This window comes from Streptomyces sp. NPDC001502 (assembly GCF_042894785.1).
GTDB lineage: Bacteria > Actinomycetota > Actinomycetes > Streptomycetales > Streptomycetaceae > Streptomyces > Streptomyces kutzneri.
Genome location: NZ_JBIAVW010000010.1, coordinates 251,149 through 267,921, shown reverse-complemented (window position 1 = coordinate 267,921; position 16,773 = coordinate 251,149). Strand labels below are relative to the sequence as shown.

Genomic DNA, 16,773 nt, shown 5'->3' with positions numbered 1-16,773 from the left:
CCTGATACCTGTTGAACGGTAGGGTTCGTAATGTGTTCGTGATATTTGGATGCCGTACGGTCCTGTGGGCAGGGCACAGCGCGTGAACGGGAAGGGGTGCCGGGTCGATGGTCCGGGCGAGGAGCGAGGAACGCCGCGGGGAGATCGTCCGCGCGGCCGTCGAGGTGATCGCGGAGCGCGGCTACCGGGGCGCGTCCCTGGCCACCGTCGCCGAACGCGTGGGCCTGACCCAGCAGGGGCTCCTGCACTACTTCCCGACCAAGGAGGCCCTGCTGGTCGCGGTGCTGGAGGAACGCGACCGCTGGGACACGGGCGGCGGCTCGCGCTCCGCCGCCGACACCTGGCGCCTGGACCTGCTGGACTCGCTGGTCGAGTACAACGCCATGCGCCCGGGCATCGTGCAGACCTTCTCGGCGCTGCTGGGCGAGAGCGTCACCGACGGGCACCCGGCCCGGGAGTTCTTCACCGAGCGCTACGCCCAGGTCCGCTCGGAGATGGCCGCGGTGCTGCGCGCCGAGTTCGGCGACCGCCTCCCCTCCGGCCTCACCCCCGAGCAGGTGGCCCCGCTGCTGACGGCGGTCATGGACGGCCTCCAGTACCAGTGGCTGCTGGCCCCCGAATCGGTGGACATGCCCGCCGCCTTCCGCTCCTTCCTGACCCTGCTGCGGGGCCCGGAATCCTAGGTCGTGCCCAGTGCCATGACCGGCAAGGTTCACCGGGTCGCGACGCCCGGTACCCGGCAAACCCTTCCGGTCACGGCACTAGTCGATCCGGAGCTCGCCCATCCGGCTCCATCCGGTCGCACCCTCGATGGTGGTGCTGACGATCTCGGGCGTACGGGTCACCATCGGCCGCATGGTCTCCAGCGCGGCGCTGAAGTGCTCGGAGGTGACGTGCGCTTCGGCGGCGTCGTCCTGGAAGGCCTCTACCAGCACATAGGTGTCCGGCTCCTCCAGGCTGCGCGACCACTCGAACCACAGGTTCCCGGGTTCGGCGCGGGTGGCGCGGGTGAACGGCGCGACCTTGTCGGGCCACGCGTCGACGTATTCGGGCTTGACGGGGAATTTCACCACAATGAAGATCACACCGGCATTTTATGCAGGTTGATCCACACCGCGGGCGACCTTCCCCCGGCCCCGGCCGGGTCAGGAGCGCAGGGCGCGGAGGTCCCGGGCAGCGAGTTCCGGGCGCGTGCGGCCGGGCGCGGCGTCTCCCTGATCCCGCCGCCCTCTCCTTCCCGGCCCTGCTGAGGGAGGTCGCGGCCGGGCTGGCATCCTGACCCCGTGAAGATCGCCGCAGCGCAGCTGACCTGCGCCCCCTCCGATGTCCGGGCCAACGTCGCGCGGGCCGCGGACCTGGCCGCCGCGGCCCGCGCACAGGGCGCCGAACTGGTGGTGTTCCCCGAGCTCACGCTCACCGGCTACGAGCTCGCCGCGCTGGCCGCCGACCCGGGCCTGTGGACGGCCGCCGACGACCCCCGGCTGGATCCGCTGCGCTCCGCCGGGATCGCCACCGCGGTGAACGTCGCCCTGCCCACCGGCGGCCCGCGTCCCGCCATCGCCACGCTGGTCCACGACGCGGACGGCGCGCACGTGACGACGTACGCGAAGCAGCACCTGTACCGGCACGAGCAGGAGGTCTTCGAGCCGGGCCGGGGCGACGGGCGGTTCGAACTCGGCGGGATCCGCTTCTGTCTGGGCATCTGCTTCGACAACCACTTCCCCGAACTGCCCGGCCGGGGCGCCGCCGCCGGCTGCCGGGTCCACCTGGCGAGCTCCCTGTACGGCACGGGCGACGGGATCCACGAGCGCGCCACCGTGTACCCCGGGATCGCGAAGGAGCACGGCCTGTACGTGGTCCTCGCCAACCACGTCGGCCCGGCGGGCCCCTGGACCGGCTGCGGCCGCTCGGCCGTGTGGGGCCCGGGCGGCGCCCTCCTGGCCGAGGCCGACGACCGTACGCCCTCGGTGGTGACGGCCTCGGTCGCGACGGTCCCGGTGTGATGAGGTGGGCGCCATGAGCGACTTCGAGACGATCACGGTTCCGGAACGCCTCCACGGATATCCGGGGGTGGCCTTCGGCGGCTACGTGGCGGGCGTGCTGGCCGCCCGGGCCGCGGCGAAGGACGTACGGGTGGACTTCCGGCGGCCCGTGCCGACCGGTGCGCCGGTGCGGCTCGCCGCGACCGCGGACGGCGGCTGCGAGCTGACGGACGGCGAACTGCTGCTGGCCGCGGCGACCCCGGCCGAAGCACCCCGCGCCGACTCTCCCGAAGCCCCGTCCTGGGACCGGGCCGTGGCCGCGGCCGAGGCCTTCCGGGCGGACCCGCCGGACGATCAGGCCGACTGCTTCGGCTGCGGCCTGGACCGGACGCCCGCCACCGGGCTGCGCCTGCACTGCGGTACGGTGCCGGGCCGCGAGCTGGTCGCCACGGCCTGGACGCCCGCGCCCGAACTCGGTGGCGCGGACGGACTGCTGCCGCCCGAGCTGGTGTGGGGCGCGCTGGACTGCCCCGGGAACGCGGCCGGGCGGCTGCTCGACGGCCGCCGGGCCGGTGCGGTCACGGCCGCGCTCGGCGCCCGGCTGCTGCGGCCGGTGCCGGTGGGCGAGGGGCTCGTCTCGTACGCCTGGATGCTGTCGTCCTCGGGCCGCAAGTACACCGTGGGCACGGCCCTGGCCACGGCCGACGGCGAACTGTGCGCCGTCGCCGAGGCGCTGTGGGTGGAACCCCGCGGGTAAGGCCTCACGCAGAATCGGGCAGCAGGTGCTTGCTGCCCCACATCCCCAGGGGCGCCAGGGCCGCGTTCAGGTCCTGGCCCAGCGGGGTCAGGGAGTACTCGACGCGCGGCGGAACCTCCTCGTAGACCTCGCGGTGCACGATGCCGTCGGTCTCCAGCTCGCGCAGCTGGGCGGCGAGCACCTTCTCCGAGACGCCGGGTACGAGCCTGCGCAGTTCACCGAACCTGCGCGGGCGCTGCTCCAGCTCCCACAGGAGCGACACCTTCCACTTGCCGTCGATCACGGACATCGCCGCGGCGATCCCACAGTGATCCGCACCGGGCCTTCGTGCCACCGCCATCGCACACCCTCCCCACCTGCTCGCTCACCTTGGGGTAACCACCCACTCCAAAGTGCGTACTTGAGCGCCCTGCCGCCTGCCAACAGGCTAAACGTCATGACCGACACCCACACCACACCGCGCCACTCCCTCACCCTCCTCGGCCTCGGCGACATGGGCGCCGCCCTCGCCCGCACCTGGCTCGCCGCCGGGCACCCCCTGACCGTCTGGAACCGCACCCCCGCCAAGGCCGAGGCACTGGCCGCCGAGGGGGCTTCCGTCGCGGCGACCGCCGCCGACGCGGTCGCCGCGAGCGCGCTGGTCGTGGTCTGCCTGCTGGACGACGCCAGTGTCGGCTCCGCCCTGGACGGCATCGACCTGACCGGCAAGGACCTCGTCAACCTCACCACCGGCACCCCGGCCGAGGCGCGCGCCCGCGCCACCTGGGCCGAGGAGCGCGGCGCCCGGTACCTGGACGGCGGCATCATGGCCACACCGACGATGATCGGGGTCCCCGAGGCCGGCGGGTACGTCTTCTACAGCGGCTCGCGCACGCTCTTCGAAAGCCGCCGGGCGGTCCTGGAGGTCCCGGCCGGGTCCCGCTTCGTCGGCGAGAACCCCGGGCACGCGGCCCTGCACGACGTGGCGCTGCTCAGCGCGATGTGGGGGATGTTCGCCGGCGTGTCGCAGGCCTACGCGCTGACCGAGGGCGAGGACATCGCCCCGAAGGACCTGGCTCCGCTGCTGTCCGAGTGGCTCGGCGCGATGGGCTTCTTCGTCGGCAACGCCGCCGAGCGGCTGACCTCGCGGGACTTCACCTCGGGAGTGGCGTCCAGCCTGGCCATGCAGGTCGCCGGCAGCGGCACGATGCTGCGCACCGCCGAGGAGCAGGGCGTCAGCGCCGAGCTGATCACCCCGTACGTGGACCTGCTGCGCCGCCGGCTGACGGCGGACCCGGCCGCGCACGGCGGGGAGGACACGACGGGGGCCATCCTGCTGCTGAAGCGGTAGGCGGCCGGAGACTACGAGTACGCGGGCGGCGGCGGTCCGAAACCCGCGGGGGTGGTCTCGGCGGCCGGAGCCTCGTCGGTCCGCATGAGGTCGCGGGCCATCAGCGTGGCGCCGGCCACCGCGCCCGGCATCAGGAACACCGCGACCAGCGGCACCAGGAACGCCAGCACCAGCGGCACCCCGAAGCCCAGCACCAGCATCCGCCGCGAGCGCATCAGCTCCAGCCGGTCGGGCAGCTGCACCTTGCGCCGCTGCAGGGCCACGGCGGTGAGCTCCTGGGTCAGGAAGTACCCGGAGACGCAGAAGCCGAGCACCGGGATCACCGTCTGGCCGATCACCGGGATGAACCCGAGGGCGAAGAGCAGGATCCCGTACAGCAGCACCCGTACGAGCACCTTCACGCTGTCCCGGGCCGAGACCCACAGCTCCAGCCAGAGCGGGAGCCCCGACTCCGGCACCTCGCCGCCCTCGCTGCGGTCGACCTGCTCCGAGAGGGACTCGTAGAACGGCTGGCCGATCAGCAGGGTCACGGCGGTGAAGGTGATCACCGCGAGGAACAGCCCGAGGCTGAAGAGCAGGGCGGTCAGGAAGCCGCGGAAGACCGGGAGCCAGGGCGAGGACCAGTCGTCGGCGAAGGGGGTGGCCCAGGCGGTCAGGTCGTCGGCCCCGTAGCCGAGCCCGATCAGGGCGCCCGCGTAGAGGACGAACGCCACGAGCCCGGGCAGCAGCCCGAAGCCCAGCCACCGGCCGTGGCGGAACACCCATCGCTGTCCGGCCAGCAGATACCGGAAGCCCCCCGCAAGATCACGCATGGGGGTCAGTTTACGGCGAAGGCCGCACCCCGGTCGGGGTGCGGCCTTCGCGCTGCGAGCGCCGGATCAGACGGCGAGCTCGACGGTGATGTTGCCGCGGGTCGCCTTGGAGTACGGGCAGACCTCGTGGGCCTTCTCGATGAGGTCCTTGGCGGTGGCGGCGTCCACGTTCGGGATCACGGCGGAGATCTTGACGATCAGGCCGAAGCCGTCGTCGTTCTTGCCGATGCCGACCTCGGCGGTGACCGTGGAGCCGGAGATGTCGGCGTTCACGTTCTTCGCGACGACGCCCAGGGCGCCCTGGAAGCAGGCGCTGTAGCCGGCGGCGAACAGCTGCTCCGGGTTGGTGCCGGCGCCACTGCCACCGAGCTCCTTCGGCGGGTTCACGACGACGTCGAGCTGGCCGTCGTTGGTGGCGACGCGACCGTCGCGGCCGTTCTCGGCGGTGGCGACAGCGGTGTAGGCGACGTCGGACTGCTGGATGGACATAAAGGAAAATCCTCCTGGTAATCGCCGTGAGTCGCGCCCACGATCACGACGGTGTGCAGTGAGCCTAACCGGTGAAGGAAACGATCATCTTTCCGGTGTTCTCGCCGCGCAGCATGCCGAGGAAGGCGGAGGTGGCGTTCTCGACACCCTCGACGACCGTCTCGTCGTACCGCAGCTCGCCGGAACGCAGCCATCCGGCGACGTCCTGGACGAACTGCTGCTGCAGTCCGTTGTGGTCGTTGACGAGGATGCCCTGGAGGCGCAGGCGCTTGCCGATGACCTGCATCAGGTTGCGCGGGCCGGGGGCGGCCTCGGTGTCGTTGTAGCCGGCGATCGCGCCGCACAGGGTGGCGCGGCCGTTCACCTTCATCGAGGAGATGGCCGCCTCCAGGTGGTCACCGCCGACGTTGTCGAAGTAGACGTCGATGCCCTCGGGAGCGGCGGCCGGCAGCTGCTCGGCGACGGGGCCGTTCTTGTAGTTGAAGGCGGCGTCGAAGCCGTACTTCTCCGTGAGCAGCGTCACCTTCTCGTCCGAGCCGGCCGAGCCGATCACCCGGGACGCGCCCTTGATCTTGGCGAACTGGCCGACGAGGCTGCCGACGGCACCGGCGGCGCCGGAGACGAAGACGGAGTCGCCCTCCTTGAAGGAGGCGACCTCGAAGAGGCCGGCGTAGGCGGTCAGACCCGGCATGCCGAGGACGCCGAGGTAGGCGGAGAGCGGGGCGAGCGAGGCGTCCACCTTGACGACGTGCGCGGCGTCGAGGTCCGCGTACTCGCGCCAGCCCAGGTGGTGCAGGACGTGGTCACCCACGGCGAAGCCCTCGGCGGCGGAGGCGACGATCTCGCCGACCGCGCCGCCCTGCATCGGCTCGTCCAGCTGGAAGGGCGGGATGTACGACTTCACGTCGTTCATCCGGCCGCGCATGTAGGGGTCCACGGACATGTGCAGGTTGCGCACGAGGATCCGGCCGGCGGCGGGCTCGGCGGACACGGGCACCTCGCGCAGGGCGAAGTCCTCGGCGACGGGCCAGCCCTGCGGGCGACGGACGAGGTGCCACTCGCGGCTGACGGCGGGGATCTGAGACATGCGGCGCTCCTGGTCAGAACGAAATTGCTTCACTAGGTGAAACAACCATGCGCCTAGATATTTCATGTTGTCAAGTAAATGGGTACGCTGGTTCCATGCCCAGTCGTCGAGTGGACCCAGTGACCATCGAAGTCGTCGAGCTCATCGGCGACGTCGTGGCCCGCTATCACATGGAGTACGAGCACGCGGCCGCCAGCCACCAGCTCACCGGTGCCCAGGCCAAGGTGCTGAACATGCTCTCCCTGGAGCCCATGCCGATGCGGCGCATCGCCCTGAAGCTGCGGTGCGAGCCCTCGAACGTGACCGGCATCGTCGACCGCCTGGAGACCCGCGGCCTGGTCGAACGCCGCCCGGACCCGGCGGACCGCCGGGTGAAGCTGGCCGCCCCCACCGAGGAGGGCACGCTGACCGCGGAGCGGCTGCGCGAGTCACTGGACTTCGCCCGCGAACCGCTGGCCGGGCTGTCCGCGGAGGAACGGACGGTCCTGCGGGACCTGCTCAAGCGGATGCTGGGCGACTAGGACGCGGCCCGGGACGGGTCCAGGACGGGTCCAGGACGGGTCCGGGATGGGTCCGGGACGGGCCGCCTGATGCTGTCACCGGCAAGGTTTGCCGGTGGCCGGTGACAGCACTAGAACCAGCAGCTGAAGTCGAAGATGCCGCAGGGCTTCTTCGTCGGCGCCGGCGACGGCGTCGGGGACGGCGAGGTCGACGGTGGCCGCGTGCTCGCGGAGGCGCTCGGCGAGGGCCTCCCCGACGACGCGGTCTTCCCTACGGACGGTCCCGGGCCGGGAGTACGGGACACCGGGTCCGACGTCGCGGGCGCGGGGGCGGACGAGGCCGGACCCGGCTGCGCGACGCTCCCGGAAGGCGCCGCGGCACCGCCCGTCTTCGTACCCGCGGCGGGGGCCTTCGCCGTGACCTTGCCCGGCCCCGTGGGCGCACCGGCCGTCGGAGCGTCGGGCAGCGGGGCGGGCTGTTGCGGGCCGTCGTCGGTCAGCACCACGGTCGCGGCCCGGTCGGCGCGCTCCCCGTCGATGGCCATGCGGGCCACCGTCATGGAGCCCCCGACCGCGATCAGCAGGCCGAGCGAGAGCGACAGCGCGGTCCGGCGGCGGCGCCGGTGCGTGACCCGGCGGCGGGCACCGGCGCGCCGCTCGTTCGGCTCGGACAGCACGACGAGCGAGTCGGCGTAGACCTCGGCCAGTGCGGTCGGCGGTCCGGGGACGGGTGCCTCGGCGGCGGGCCCGGCGGCCGGCGCGGCACTGGAGGCGGCGGGTATCAGGTACTCGGCGGGGGTTCCGCATCCGGCGCACGCCAGTGCGCCGTTGAGGTGCCTCCGGCAGGCGTGGCAATAGTTCATGGCGCCCGCAGGCTACGTGGTCTGCGGCAACATCCGGATCCCGAGAACGTAAGGATCCTGTGTGGAATCGTTCCTTCCATGACATCTTTCGGGCCGACCGGATTCCAGTTGGTGCTCTTGCGGCGGATGGCCGACTTCCAGCCGGACCTCGCCGACGAGGCCCGTCGCCGGCTGGGCGCCTCACTCGCGGACCAGCGGGCGGCGAACAGGCACTGGCAGGCGATGCGCCGCTCGGCCCGCTCCCGCGGGGCCCTGGCCCGGTACCGCTCGGTGCTCGGTCCGCCGGAGTCCGCCGAGCACCGCACGATCGGCGATCTGGAGTGCGAGGCCCTGCTGTGGCCGCTGCCGCTCTGGCCGGACCTGCGCTTCGAGGTGCTGGCCGCGCCGGACGGGGCCGTGTGGAACGAGTGGCTGGTGCGGGCCCCGGGCGCGCGGGGGCCCGTACTGGAGTCGCCGGACGATCTGCGGCCCTGGTCGGCGACGGTGGACGAGGTGGCGCGGGCCTTCGCCCCGGTCCGGCCGATGGAGGGCACCGCGCCGACCCGCTGGCGCCTGGCCTTCGCCGCGCGGGGGCGGCCCTGCGTGGCGGAGTTCACCTACGGCCTGCTGCAGCGGTTCTCCCTGGACGACACCCCCACTAGAGGGCCGGGACACTAGGAGGAGAGGAAGGCGCGGACCTTGGCCGAGGTGCCGTCGTCGCCGAGCAGGTCGTTGTGCTCCAGGCAGCCGACCGGCGTGTTGGCGGCTCCGGTCAGCGGGACGCTGTCGTCCGGGTTGACGATCTCGTCGCAGTGGGACCAGAAGGTCGCGTACTTCACCGCGCCCGGGGTCTCGTCCCCGCCGTTCAGGTTCTTCACCACGTACGACCCGGGGGTCATGTCCCGGCACGCCTGGTCCCACAGCGCGCAGGCCCAGGCGGTGGAGGTGCCCCGGTTGGGTCCGGCCAGCGAGACCCAGTGGTCCACGGCGGCCGCGCCGCCGCCGAACTTCACGTACCAGCGGCTGACCAGCGAGCCGAAGGAGTGCGCGACGACGTCGACCTTGGCGGCGCCGGTCTCCCGGCGGACCTGGTCGACGTAGGCGCCGAGCCGTCCGGCGAGGACCTCGTTGACGGACTGGTGGGTGTCGTAGCCGAAGGAGAAGAGCTCCGCGTCGGTGTACCCGGCGGCGCGCAGGTCCGCGCGCAGGGCTCCCCAGACTCCCGGGTCGGCGTTGTAGCCGTGCACGAGGACCACCGGATTGCGGGAGGAGGCCTGGGCCGGGGAGGCCGTCGGCAGCGCGAGGCACAGCGTCAGAAGTGCCAGGAGCACCGGAAAGGTCAGGAGCGCCGGGAGGGGCGGGAGGGGTGGGAGCGCCGGGAGTGCGTGCAGTCTCTGTCGGCCCGTCAGCATCGGGTCCCCCCTACCTTGTTACGCGTGAGTAGCGCGTGTGGTGCGGGCATGGTGCTGCCTGTCGGTACAGAAATCCACCCCCATGCAGCCACGACACACCCCCCGGCCGGAGCATCTCAACGGGCCATGAGACCGAATTGCCCGCGATGATATGAAAAGTGACCGACATTTCCGTCGGCCCTCATGCGTCCGTGCTCTCGGGAGGATCTGCCGTGACCGTCAGTCTTGAGCAGTTGCGCCGCTGCCACGTCGCCGTCGACCTGGGGGCGGCAAGAACCCGCGTGTACGTCAAGGGCGCCGGCCTCGTGGTCGACGAACCCAGCGTCGCCGCGGTCAACACGCGCACCGGCGCACTCATCGCCGTCGGCTCCTTCGCCGAACGGATGACCGGCCGCACGCCCGACTACATCCGGGTCGTACGCCCCGTCTCCGGCGGCACCGTCGTCGACATCGAGATGGCCCAGCGGATGCTGCGTCACCTCCTCGGCGAGAAGCTGCGGCGCGCCCTGCGCCGCAAGCCGCGGCTGCGGGCCGCCGCCTGCACCCCGCACGACGCGGACCCGCTCGCCCAGCGGGCCACCGTGGAGACCCTCGTCGGGCTCGGCGCCCGGCGCGTCGAACTGGTCGACACCCTGATCGCGGCGGCCGTCGGCTGCGGACTCCCCGTGGAGCAGCCGACCGCGACGATGATCATGGTGTGCGGGGCCGCGGCCACCCAGGTGGCCGTCCTCTCCCTCGGATCCATCGTCACCGCCCAGCGGATCCCGGTCGGCGGCGAGGCCATCGACCACGCGGTCGTCCAGCACCTGCGCCACGCGCACGAGCTGATGCTGCCCAGCCAGGCCGTCCGGCCGCTGCAACTGGCGCTCCACGGCAACGGCCTCACCGCCGAGGGGCCTGCCTCCACCCTGATCCACGGCCGCGACGTGGCCACCGGACTGGCCCGCTCCGTCCACGTGGACACGGCGGCCGTCCGGGACGCCATCCACACGCCGCTGACCGCCGTCCTCGACGGCATCGGCAAGGTGCTGCGGGACTGCCCGCCGGACCTGGTGGCCGATCTGACGGACCGGGGGATCATGATGGTGGGCGGCAGCGCCCTGCTGCCGGGCCTGGACCAGATGCTGCGGGACGCCACCGGAATGCCCGTCGCCATCGCGGAACGGCCGGACGTGTGCGCCGTGCTCGGTCTCGGCGCGATGCTCGAAGGGAAGATCGCCCCCATGGTCCTCAACCCGCTGGCCGAATGAGGCCCCAGGAACCGAAAGAGCCCAAGGAGACCGAGGAGTCCTACGAGCCCGAGGAGTCCTACGAGCCCGCGGAGCCGGTGGAGCCCGACGAGGAGGCGGCGAGCCTTCCGGTGCTGCTGGAAGCCGTCCTCAACGTCGGGTCCGAGCTGGAACTGCACACCACCCTCCAGCACATCGTGGACTCCGCGACCGAACTGTGTGCGGCCCGGTACGGAGCGCTCGGGGTCGTCGACCCCGAGCGCGTCCTGCTGACCCGGCTGTTCACGGCAGGGCTCACCGAGGAGGAGCGGGCCGCGATCCCGCACCTGCCGGACGCGCGCTCCGGCGTGCTCGGAGCCCTCGTCAGCGACCCGCGCCCGCTGCTCCTGGACGACGTCGCCCAGGACCCGCGGGCGACCGGATTCCCGCCGGGCCACCCGCCCATGCACAGCCTCCTGGGCGTCCCGATCCGGGTGCACACGGAGGTCTTCGGCAATCTCTACCTCACCGAGAAGCGGGGCGGCGGCCCCTTCACGGACGAGGACCTCGCCCTGCTGCGCGTCCTGGCCTCGCAGGCGGGCATAGCGATCGGCAACGCCCGGCTCTACGACACCGCGCGCCGCCGGGAGCGCTGGATCGACGGCGCCGCCGCCGTGACCACGACCCTGCTCGCAGGACGCCCCGCGGCGGACGCCCTGATGTGCGTGGCCGAACGGGCCCGGCTGCTGGCGGACGCCGCGGCCGGGGTGGTGCTCCAGCCGACCCCCGAGGGCGGCATGGAGATCGTGGCCGCCTCCACGCAGGGGGACCCCGGGGACCTGGTGGGGACGGCGATCGCCCCCGGTTCGCCGGTGCTGGTACAACTGCTCGGCGGCGAACCCGTCTTCATCGACGACTCGGCGACGGACCCCCGGATGACCACGCACGTGCGGGAGCGGTTCGGGCCGAGCATGATGCTTCCGCTGCAGAGCGGCGGCCAGCTGATCGGCACCCTGGCCCTGCCCCGCGCCCGGGGCGGCCCCGCGTACGACGCGGTGGACCGGCTGCTCGCCTCACAGTTCGCCTCCCAGGCCGCGCTGGCCCTCGTACTCGCGGACGCCCAGCACGACCGGGAGCAGCTCGCGGTGTACGAGGACCGCGACCGGATCGCGCGGGACCTGCACGACCTGGTGGTCCAGCGGCTCTTCGCCACCGAGATGATGCTCGAAAGCACCCGGCGGCGGGCCGCGAACGCGCCGTCCGGGGACACGGTGGGCGACGAGCTCAGCCGCGCCGTGGACGAGCTCGACTCCACCATCCAGGAGGTCCGGACGGCCATCTTCGCCCTCCAGCAGCCGCCGACCGACGCCCCGACGACCTTCCGGGGGCGGGTGCTGCGCGAGACGGGCGGGGCGGCGGCCGTGCTCGGCTTCCAGCCGTCGGTGCACTTCGCGGGCGCGGTGGACGCCCTGCTGCCGGATCCGGTGGCGGTCGGCCTGCTCGGAGCCCTGCGCGGAGCCCTGGCCGCGGCGCACCGGCGCGGCGAGATCACCTTCATCGACGTGCAGGTGGACGCGAACCCGTCCCGGGTCCGCCTGACGGTGGCGGACGACGGCCGTACGGAGTCGGGCGCGCGGGGCACGACGGTGACGTGGGAGTCGGCGCTGTGACGGGCCGCGGGCCGCGGGGCCGCGGGGTGCACCGGAGACGGCTGGTCACAGGGTTCTGCTTCGCGGGCTGTGCTTCCATGCTCCGGTGAACGACGAGAGCGCGCCGGCAGCCGGCGAACCCCCGGTCCCGCATGTCCCGCGTGTGCGGCGTGTCCCGCGTGTGCGGCGTGTCCCGCGTGTCCGGCACCGGACGGACTCCGACCTCGGCGCGTGCGTCCAGGTACTCGCCGAGGTCCACGAGCGGAACGGCTACCCCGTGAACTGGCCGGACCGCCCTGGCGACTGGCTGTCCGGGCCGGGGCTGCTCGCGGCCTGGGTGGCGGAGCTCGACGGGCGGATCGTCGGTCACATCGGCCTGTCCCGCAGCGCGGCGGACGATGCGGCGCCCGCGCTGTGGAGCAGCCGCGAGGGCGTGAGCGGTGCGGCGGCCGCCGTGGTCGGCCGCCTGTTCGTCGCTCCGGCGGCACGAGGCCATGGAATCGGTGCGCTCCTGATGGCCCGCGCGACACGGGAGGCGCGGGAGCGCCACCTGCATCCCGTGCTCGACGTCGTGGCCTCCGACGCCTCGGCGGTGGCTCTCTACGAGCGTCTGGGCTGGGAGTTGCTGGCCACGGTCGAGCAGCGGTGGAGCCCGGAGCGGACGGTGACCGTGCACTGCTACGCAGCGGCCGGGTGACCGGACGGCCCCCTCCTGCCTAGTACTGCCCCGGCCGGGTGGCCGCGCGCAGTGCGATCCGGGTGTTGGACTGGGCCACCCCCGCCTCCCGTTTCATCCGGCGGAGCAGCCCGTCGAGGGCGGCGGGGTCGGCAGCCCGGGCGCGTACGAGGTAGTCGTGCTCGCCGGTCACGTGCACGACCTCGGTGATCCCGGAGAGCTTGGCGACCTGCCGCTCGAACTCCTCGTTGGTGGTGTCCTGGCGCAGGGTGACGTCGATGAAGACGACGAGCCCGCCGGCGGTGTCGGCCGCCGGGTCCACGAGCGTGGTGAACCCGCGGATCACCCCCTCGCGGCGCATCCGCCGTACCCGGTCGGCGGTGGCGTTGGCGCTGAGGCCGACGCGGACTCCGAGGTCCCGGTACGAGATCCGCGCATCCTGCTGCAGGATCCCGAGGATTTCCCTGTCGAGGCGGTCCATACCGCGATTCTCGCAGCCGGGCCCGGTATGCGCACTCATCCCCCGGGGGCCGGGCCCGACGCTCGCCCCATGAGCGAACTGATGACACCGACGCTGGCGGGCGCCGCCGCGGGCCTGGGCGTGGCGATGCCCATGGGGGCGATGAGCGTGCTGCTGCTGCAGGAGGCGATGCGCGACCGCCGCACGGCCGTCGCCGCGGCCGCGGGGATCGCGGCGGTCGACCTCGGCTACGCGGGCCTCGCCACCGCCCTGGGGCCCTGGGTGGCCTCCCACATCTCCCCGGTCGAGGCCTGGGTCCGGCTGGCCTCGGCGGTGATCCTGCTGGTCATCGCGGCGCGCGGCCTGGCCGGAGCCCGCCCCGCCGGCCGCGCCCCCGGCTCCGGCGCGGTGCCGGGCTGCAGCCCGGCCGCCGCCGACGCCGCTGCGTCCGGCTCCGGGCTCGGCTCAAGTACCGGGGCCGGGGCCGGGTCCGGGTCCGGCGCCGGGCGGGCGGGCGTGTTCGTGCAGGCGCGGCCCGGGAAGGCCTTCGTCCGGTACGTCGGGCTGACCGCCCTCAACCCCACCACCGCGCTCTACTTCGCCGCCCTCACCACCGCCCAGGGCGCCGCGCTGCGGACCGGTGCGGCCGGGGGCGCGTTCCTTCTCGGGGTCGGCGCGGCCTCGCTCCTCTGGCAGCAGGCCCTCGTGGTACTCGGCTCCCTCGCCGGGACCCGCATCCCGGACCGCGCCCGCATCTGGACCTTCCGCCTCGGCTACGGGCTGGTCGCCGCGTACGCCGTGAAGATCGCCCTCCCGCTGCCGTGACCGGCCCGCCGAGGGCCGCTTTGCGTCCGGCACCGGATCGCCCGGCCGGTCCCGCCCGCGCCGCGCCGGTCGTCGGCGTCCAGCGCCGGGCGCCACGGCACCACCCCGTCCAAGTCCAAGTACTGTCTCCCGTACACGACTTCGCCGACCGCCGACCGTCCACCGCCGGACCGCCGACCGTCAACCGCCGACCCGACCTGGGGTGACCCCGTGACGACCCGCCTCTCGGCCCGCGCGGCCATCGCCTCCGTGACCGACCCCGGCAGCTTCACCGAACTCCCCGCGCCCCGGCGGGAGTCCCCCGCCGACGGCCCCCTGGAGTGGACCGGCTACGACGACTCCCGCGCCCGCGCCGCCGAGCGCACCGGCGAGCAGGAGTCCGTGGTCACCGGCACCGCCCGGGTCGGCGGCCACGAAGCCACCGTCGTCTCCTTCGAGTTCGGCTTCCTCGGCGGCTCGCTGGGGCAGCGCACCGGGGACCGGCTCGAAGCCGCGTACGCCCACGCCCGCGAGCACCGGCTCCCCCTCGTCTCGCTCATCGCCACCGGCGGCTCCCGGATGCAGGAGGGCATGCTCGCCCTCACCCAGCTCCAGCGCGTGGCCCGCCAGTGCGTCCTGACCCGGGCCGCGGGGCTCCCCCAGCTCGCCGTTCTGCGCGATCCGACCACGGGCGGCGGCTGGGCCACCCTCGGGGCCGGCGCCGATGTCGTCCTCGCGCTCCCCGGGGCCCAGGTCGGCTTCGCCGGGTCCCGGGTGCGTCCGGCGGACGCGGATCCGGCGGCCTACTGTGCCGAAGGCCAGTACGCCGCCGGTCACGTGGACGCGGTGGTGCCCGCCGCCGAGCTGCCCGGCACCCTCGCCGACTGGCTCCGCGTGCTGGCCGCGCCCCGCCCCGCGGGGCCGGTCGAGCCGCCGGGCGCACTGGCGGACGTGGCACCGCCGCGGACCGGCTGGGACGCCGTCCTGCAGGCCCGGCACCCCGGCCGGCCGCACGCCGCCGCGTACCTGGACGCGTACTTCGAGCTCCGTCTGCCCCTCTCCGGGGACCGGGCGGGTGGCACCGACCCCGGCATGCTGTGCGGATTCGGGCTGCGCGAGGGCCGCGCCGTCGCCTACGCCGCCCAGTGCGGCACCGCCACCCGCCCGGCGGGCTACCGTACGGCCGCCCGCGTCATCCGCCTCGCGGACCGGCTCGGCATCCCGGTGCTCACCCTGGTGGACACCCCGGGGGCGGCCAACGACGCCGCCGCCGAACACGCGGGCGCGGGCGCGGCCATCGCCGACACCTTCGCGGCGCTGGCCGCGGCCACCGTCCCCGTCACCACCCTGCTGATCGGCGAGGGCGGCTCGGGCGGCGCCCTCGCGCTGGCCGCGCCCGGGAACACCTGGGTCACCCCGGACAGCTACTTCTCGGTGATCGCCCCGGAACTGGCGGCGGCCATCCTCAAGCGGCCCCCGTCGGCCGCGCCCGCCACGGCGGACCAACTCCGCGTCCGCCCCCAGGACCTGGTCACCCTGGGGGTCGCCCGCGGCATCGTCGGCCCGGCCCGGCCCCGGTCGGGCTAACTCCGGCGCTGCGGCAGCCGGACGTCCACCCGGTACAGCCGCGTCACCTGCTGGGCGAGCTCGTTGTCGTCGCTGGCCAGCAGCAGCCGTACGCGCCCGGTCCCGTCGTGGTCCGTGACCACCATGCCCTCGATGTTGTCCACCAGCGGGTGGTTCTGCGGCAGCTTCGACGGCGCCCCCAGCGTCGGGCAGTCGTCGAAGTCCCCGATCGCCGTCTTCCGGGCGACCCGCAGCCCCGCGCCCTCCGTCAACGTCTGCACCCTGGAGGTGTCCGTCGCACCGAGGGGATCGGCGACATACAGCCGTACGGTGATCGCGAACTCCCGGGTGAAGCCGCGCTCCAGCACGATCAGCCGGCCGTCCCGCGTCGGCGCGAGCTCCACCAGCCCGTGCCCGGGATCCACCGGGTAGGCGTACTGCCGGCCGAGGACGAACTCGCCGTTCCCGCGCCGCTCCCAGGTCTGGATCCGCTGCAGGGTCCGGCCGTGCGCGTCCTTGCCGTCACCGGCCAGCGCACCCTCGACGCCCGCCACCAGGGTGCGTCCGCCGGGTAGCAGGGTCAGCGACTCGAAAGTCTGGTTCGCGGTCGCCCGCCCCTGCGGCGCGAGCCGGAAGGCGTCCGGGACCGGCAGTGTGCCCAGCACCTCACCGGTCCGGCCGTAGCGCCGGACCGCGGGCGCGAACTCGTCCGTGACCAGGTACGAGCCGTCCCGGTCGACGACGATCCCCTCGGAGTCCAGCGGCTGCCCGCCGCCGTCCGTCAGCGGCAGCCGCCTGGTGGCCGTGGCCTTCGGGGTGTCCCCGCGACCCACCTTCAGCGAGTACAGCGCCGACTTGTCGGAGATGCCGGCGATCGTGCCGTCCCGGTCGACGGCGAGACCGGAGATGCCACCGACCGGGCGCCCGTCGATCGTGGTCTTGTCGAGCGCGTCGGAGTAGCCCGCGACAGAGAGGTACGGCGAGCAGGACCGGTTCCCCTTCGGGGCCTCGCCCGCCACGGCGGGCGGGGCGAGCAGTCCGGCGAGTGCGGCGGTGGTTGCCGCGGTGGCGGCGAGCGTACGAAGGCGCATGAAGGCCTTCCTCCTGGTTCGGCGGGTGGGGGTGCGGAGCGGGTGCGGGCTGTGCGGAACCACGCGGACTGCCGAACTGTCATATGCCGAATCGAAAGAAAGCGGAAG

At 73.5% G+C, this 16,773-nt stretch carries 20 protein-coding genes; 11 read left to right on the top strand and 9 right to left on the bottom strand.

Going from position 1 to position 16,773, the window contains the following annotated elements:
• The first annotated feature begins 107 nt into the window (after positions 1-107).
• Complete coding sequence (locus tag ACFY0D_RS20205) at positions 108-683, top strand: TetR/AcrR family transcriptional regulator (protein WP_351149307.1); 576 nt, start codon at positions 108-110, stop codon at positions 681-683.
• 78 nt (positions 684-761) lie between these two features.
• Here the strand turns inward: ACFY0D_RS20205 and ACFY0D_RS20200 are convergent, their stop codons facing one another.
• On the bottom strand, positions 762-1,085 hold the full coding sequence (locus tag ACFY0D_RS20200) for a putative quinol monooxygenase (RefSeq protein ID WP_390799527.1): 324 nt from the start codon (positions 1,083-1,085) through the stop codon (positions 762-764).
• A 198-nt stretch (positions 1,086-1,283) separates the two neighbouring features.
• On the opposite strand from ACFY0D_RS20200, the gene ACFY0D_RS20195 reads away from it, so the two are divergent.
• Together ACFY0D_RS20195 and ACFY0D_RS20190 are read left to right on the top strand one after the other, a co-directional pair.
• Entirely contained in the window at positions 1,284-2,003 is a 720-nt protein-coding gene (locus ACFY0D_RS20195; protein WP_390799526.1) for a carbon-nitrogen hydrolase family protein, read from the top strand.
• A gap of 13 nt (positions 2,004-2,016) precedes the next feature.
• Entirely contained in the window at positions 2,017-2,739 is a 723-nt protein-coding gene (locus ACFY0D_RS20190) for a PaaI family thioesterase (RefSeq protein ID WP_390799525.1), read from the top strand.
• Positions 2,740-2,743: 4 nt separating this feature from the next.
• Here ACFY0D_RS20190 and ACFY0D_RS20185 read toward each other — a convergent pair whose 3' ends face one another.
• Complete coding sequence (locus ACFY0D_RS20185) at positions 2,744-3,028, bottom strand: winged helix-turn-helix transcriptional regulator (protein ID WP_390799524.1); 285 nt, start codon at positions 3,026-3,028, stop codon at positions 2,744-2,746.
• Between the two features lie 147 nt (positions 3,029-3,175).
• Between ACFY0D_RS20185 and ACFY0D_RS20180 the strand changes: the two genes are divergently transcribed.
• The gene (locus ACFY0D_RS20180; RefSeq protein ID WP_390799523.1) at positions 3,176-4,069 is read left to right on the top strand and encodes an NAD(P)-dependent oxidoreductase; all 894 of its coding nucleotides are present in this window, start codon (positions 3,176-3,178) and stop codon (positions 4,067-4,069) included.
• Positions 4,070-4,080: 11 nt separating this feature from the next.
• Here the strand turns inward: ACFY0D_RS20180 and ACFY0D_RS20175 are convergent, their stop codons facing one another.
• From ACFY0D_RS20175 to ACFY0D_RS20165, 3 genes are all read right to left on the bottom strand, one after another.
• Positions 4,081-4,881, bottom strand: coding sequence for an EI24 domain-containing protein (locus ACFY0D_RS20175; protein ID WP_390799522.1), 801 nt, complete (start codon positions 4,879-4,881; stop codon positions 4,081-4,083).
• Between the two features lie 66 nt (positions 4,882-4,947).
• Positions 4,948-5,370, bottom strand: a complete 423-nt coding sequence (locus tag ACFY0D_RS20170; RefSeq protein WP_202201684.1) for an organic hydroperoxide resistance protein — start codon at positions 5,368-5,370, stop codon at positions 4,948-4,950.
• A 64-nt stretch (positions 5,371-5,434) separates the two neighbouring features.
• Positions 5,435-6,457, bottom strand: a complete 1,023-nt coding sequence (locus ACFY0D_RS20165) for an NADP-dependent oxidoreductase (protein WP_390799521.1) — start codon at positions 6,455-6,457, stop codon at positions 5,435-5,437.
• 95 nt (positions 6,458-6,552) lie between these two features.
• Here ACFY0D_RS20165 and ACFY0D_RS20160 point away from each other — a divergent pair, with 95 nt between their 5' ends.
• Complete coding sequence (locus tag ACFY0D_RS20160; RefSeq protein ID WP_390799520.1) at positions 6,553-6,978, top strand: MarR family winged helix-turn-helix transcriptional regulator; 426 nt, start codon at positions 6,553-6,555, stop codon at positions 6,976-6,978.
• A 110-nt stretch (positions 6,979-7,088) separates the two neighbouring features.
• On the opposite strand, the gene ACFY0D_RS20155 is transcribed toward ACFY0D_RS20160, so the two are convergent.
• A complete protein-coding gene (locus ACFY0D_RS20155; RefSeq protein ID WP_390799519.1) occupies positions 7,089-7,820 on the bottom strand; it encodes a hypothetical protein in 732 nt (243 codons plus the stop codon).
• A 78-nt stretch (positions 7,821-7,898) separates the two neighbouring features.
• Between ACFY0D_RS20155 and ACFY0D_RS20150 the strand changes: the two genes are divergently transcribed.
• Complete coding sequence (locus ACFY0D_RS20150) at positions 7,899-8,477, top strand: hypothetical protein (protein ID WP_390799518.1); 579 nt, start codon at positions 7,899-7,901, stop codon at positions 8,475-8,477.
• Here ACFY0D_RS20150 and ACFY0D_RS20145 read toward each other — a convergent pair.
• A complete protein-coding gene (locus tag ACFY0D_RS20145) occupies positions 8,474-9,130 on the bottom strand; it encodes an esterase/lipase family protein (RefSeq protein ID WP_390799517.1) in 657 nt (218 codons plus the stop codon). The two genes, ACFY0D_RS20150 and ACFY0D_RS20145, sit on opposite strands and share 4 nt — an antisense overlap.
• Before the next feature lie 293 nt (positions 9,131-9,423).
• Here ACFY0D_RS20145 and ACFY0D_RS20140 point away from each other — a divergent pair, with 293 nt between their 5' ends.
• The 3 genes from ACFY0D_RS20140 to ACFY0D_RS20130 all read left to right on the top strand — a co-directional run bounded on the left by ACFY0D_RS20140 (position 9,424) and on the right by ACFY0D_RS20130 (position 12,765).
• A complete protein-coding gene (locus ACFY0D_RS20140) occupies positions 9,424-10,461 on the top strand; it encodes a rod shape-determining protein (RefSeq protein WP_030715469.1) in 1,038 nt (345 codons plus the stop codon).
• Positions 10,458-12,089, top strand: a complete 1,632-nt coding sequence (locus tag ACFY0D_RS20135; protein ID WP_390799516.1) for a GAF domain-containing protein — start codon at positions 10,458-10,460, stop codon at positions 12,087-12,089. Before ACFY0D_RS20140 ends, ACFY0D_RS20135 begins: the two co-directional genes overlap by 4 nt.
• A gap of 160 nt (positions 12,090-12,249) precedes the next feature.
• The gene (locus ACFY0D_RS20130; protein ID WP_390799515.1) at positions 12,250-12,765 is read left to right on the top strand and encodes a GNAT family N-acetyltransferase; all 516 of its coding nucleotides are present in this window, start codon (positions 12,250-12,252) and stop codon (positions 12,763-12,765) included.
• A gap of 19 nt (positions 12,766-12,784) precedes the next feature.
• On the opposite strand, the gene ACFY0D_RS20125 is transcribed toward ACFY0D_RS20130, so the two are convergent.
• Entirely contained in the window at positions 12,785-13,225 is a 441-nt protein-coding gene (locus ACFY0D_RS20125; RefSeq protein WP_390799514.1) for an Lrp/AsnC family transcriptional regulator, read from the bottom strand.
• A 69-nt stretch (positions 13,226-13,294) separates the two neighbouring features.
• Here ACFY0D_RS20125 and ACFY0D_RS20120 point away from each other — a divergent pair, with 69 nt between their 5' ends.
• Positions 13,295-14,029 (top strand): hypothetical protein, encoded by a 735-nt coding sequence (locus tag ACFY0D_RS20120; protein ID WP_390799513.1) that lies wholly within the window; start codon positions 13,295-13,297, stop codon positions 14,027-14,029.
• 210 nt (positions 14,030-14,239) lie between these two features.
• Complete coding sequence (locus ACFY0D_RS20115; RefSeq protein ID WP_390799512.1) at positions 14,240-15,595, top strand: carboxyl transferase domain-containing protein; 1,356 nt, start codon at positions 14,240-14,242, stop codon at positions 15,593-15,595.
• On the opposite strand, the gene ACFY0D_RS20110 is transcribed toward ACFY0D_RS20115, so the two are convergent.
• The gene (locus tag ACFY0D_RS20110; RefSeq protein WP_390799511.1) at positions 15,592-16,665 is read right to left on the bottom strand and encodes an esterase-like activity of phytase family protein; all 1,074 of its coding nucleotides are present in this window, start codon (positions 16,663-16,665) and stop codon (positions 15,592-15,594) included. The genes ACFY0D_RS20115 and ACFY0D_RS20110 overlap by 4 nt on opposite strands.
• Positions 16,666-16,773: the final 108 nt, after the last annotated feature.

Bases quoted from the DNA above. Each gene is read 5' to 3' on its own strand.
- ACFY0D_RS20205 (WP_351149307.1), top strand. From the start codon at position 108: ATGGTCCGGGCGAGGAGCGAGGAACGCCGCGGGGAGATCGTCCGCGCG.
- ACFY0D_RS20190 (WP_390799525.1), top strand. From the start codon at position 2,017: ATGAGCGACTTCGAGACGATCACGGTTCCGGAACGCCTCCACGGATAT.
- ACFY0D_RS20185 (WP_390799524.1), bottom strand. From the start codon at position 3,028: ATGTCCGTGATCGACGGCAAGTGGAAGGTGTCGCTCCTGTGGGAGCTG.
- ACFY0D_RS20180 (WP_390799523.1), top strand. From the start codon at position 3,176: ATGACCGACACCCACACCACACCGCGCCACTCCCTCACCCTCCTCGGC.
- ACFY0D_RS20175 (WP_390799522.1), bottom strand. From the start codon at position 4,881: ATGCGTGATCTTGCGGGGGGCTTCCGGTATCTGCTGGCCGGACAGCGA.
- ACFY0D_RS20170 (WP_202201684.1), bottom strand. From the start codon at position 5,370: ATGTCCATCCAGCAGTCCGACGTCGCCTACACCGCTGTCGCCACCGCC.
- ACFY0D_RS20165 (WP_390799521.1), bottom strand. From the start codon at position 6,457: ATGTCTCAGATCCCCGCCGTCAGCCGCGAGTGGCACCTCGTCCGTCGC.
- ACFY0D_RS20160 (WP_390799520.1), top strand. From the start codon at position 6,553: ATGCCCAGTCGTCGAGTGGACCCAGTGACCATCGAAGTCGTCGAGCTC.
- ACFY0D_RS20155 (WP_390799519.1), bottom strand. From the start codon at position 7,820: ATGAACTATTGCCACGCCTGCCGGAGGCACCTCAACGGCGCACTGGCG.
- ACFY0D_RS20150 (WP_390799518.1), top strand. From the start codon at position 7,899: ATGACATCTTTCGGGCCGACCGGATTCCAGTTGGTGCTCTTGCGGCGG.
- ACFY0D_RS20135 (WP_390799516.1), top strand. From the start codon at position 10,458: ATGAGGCCCCAGGAACCGAAAGAGCCCAAGGAGACCGAGGAGTCCTAC.
- ACFY0D_RS20125 (WP_390799514.1), bottom strand. From the start codon at position 13,225: ATGGACCGCCTCGACAGGGAAATCCTCGGGATCCTGCAGCAGGATGCG.
- ACFY0D_RS20120 (WP_390799513.1), top strand. From the start codon at position 13,295: ATGAGCGAACTGATGACACCGACGCTGGCGGGCGCCGCCGCGGGCCTG.
- ACFY0D_RS20110 (WP_390799511.1), bottom strand. From the start codon at position 16,665: ATGCGCCTTCGTACGCTCGCCGCCACCGCGGCAACCACCGCCGCACTC.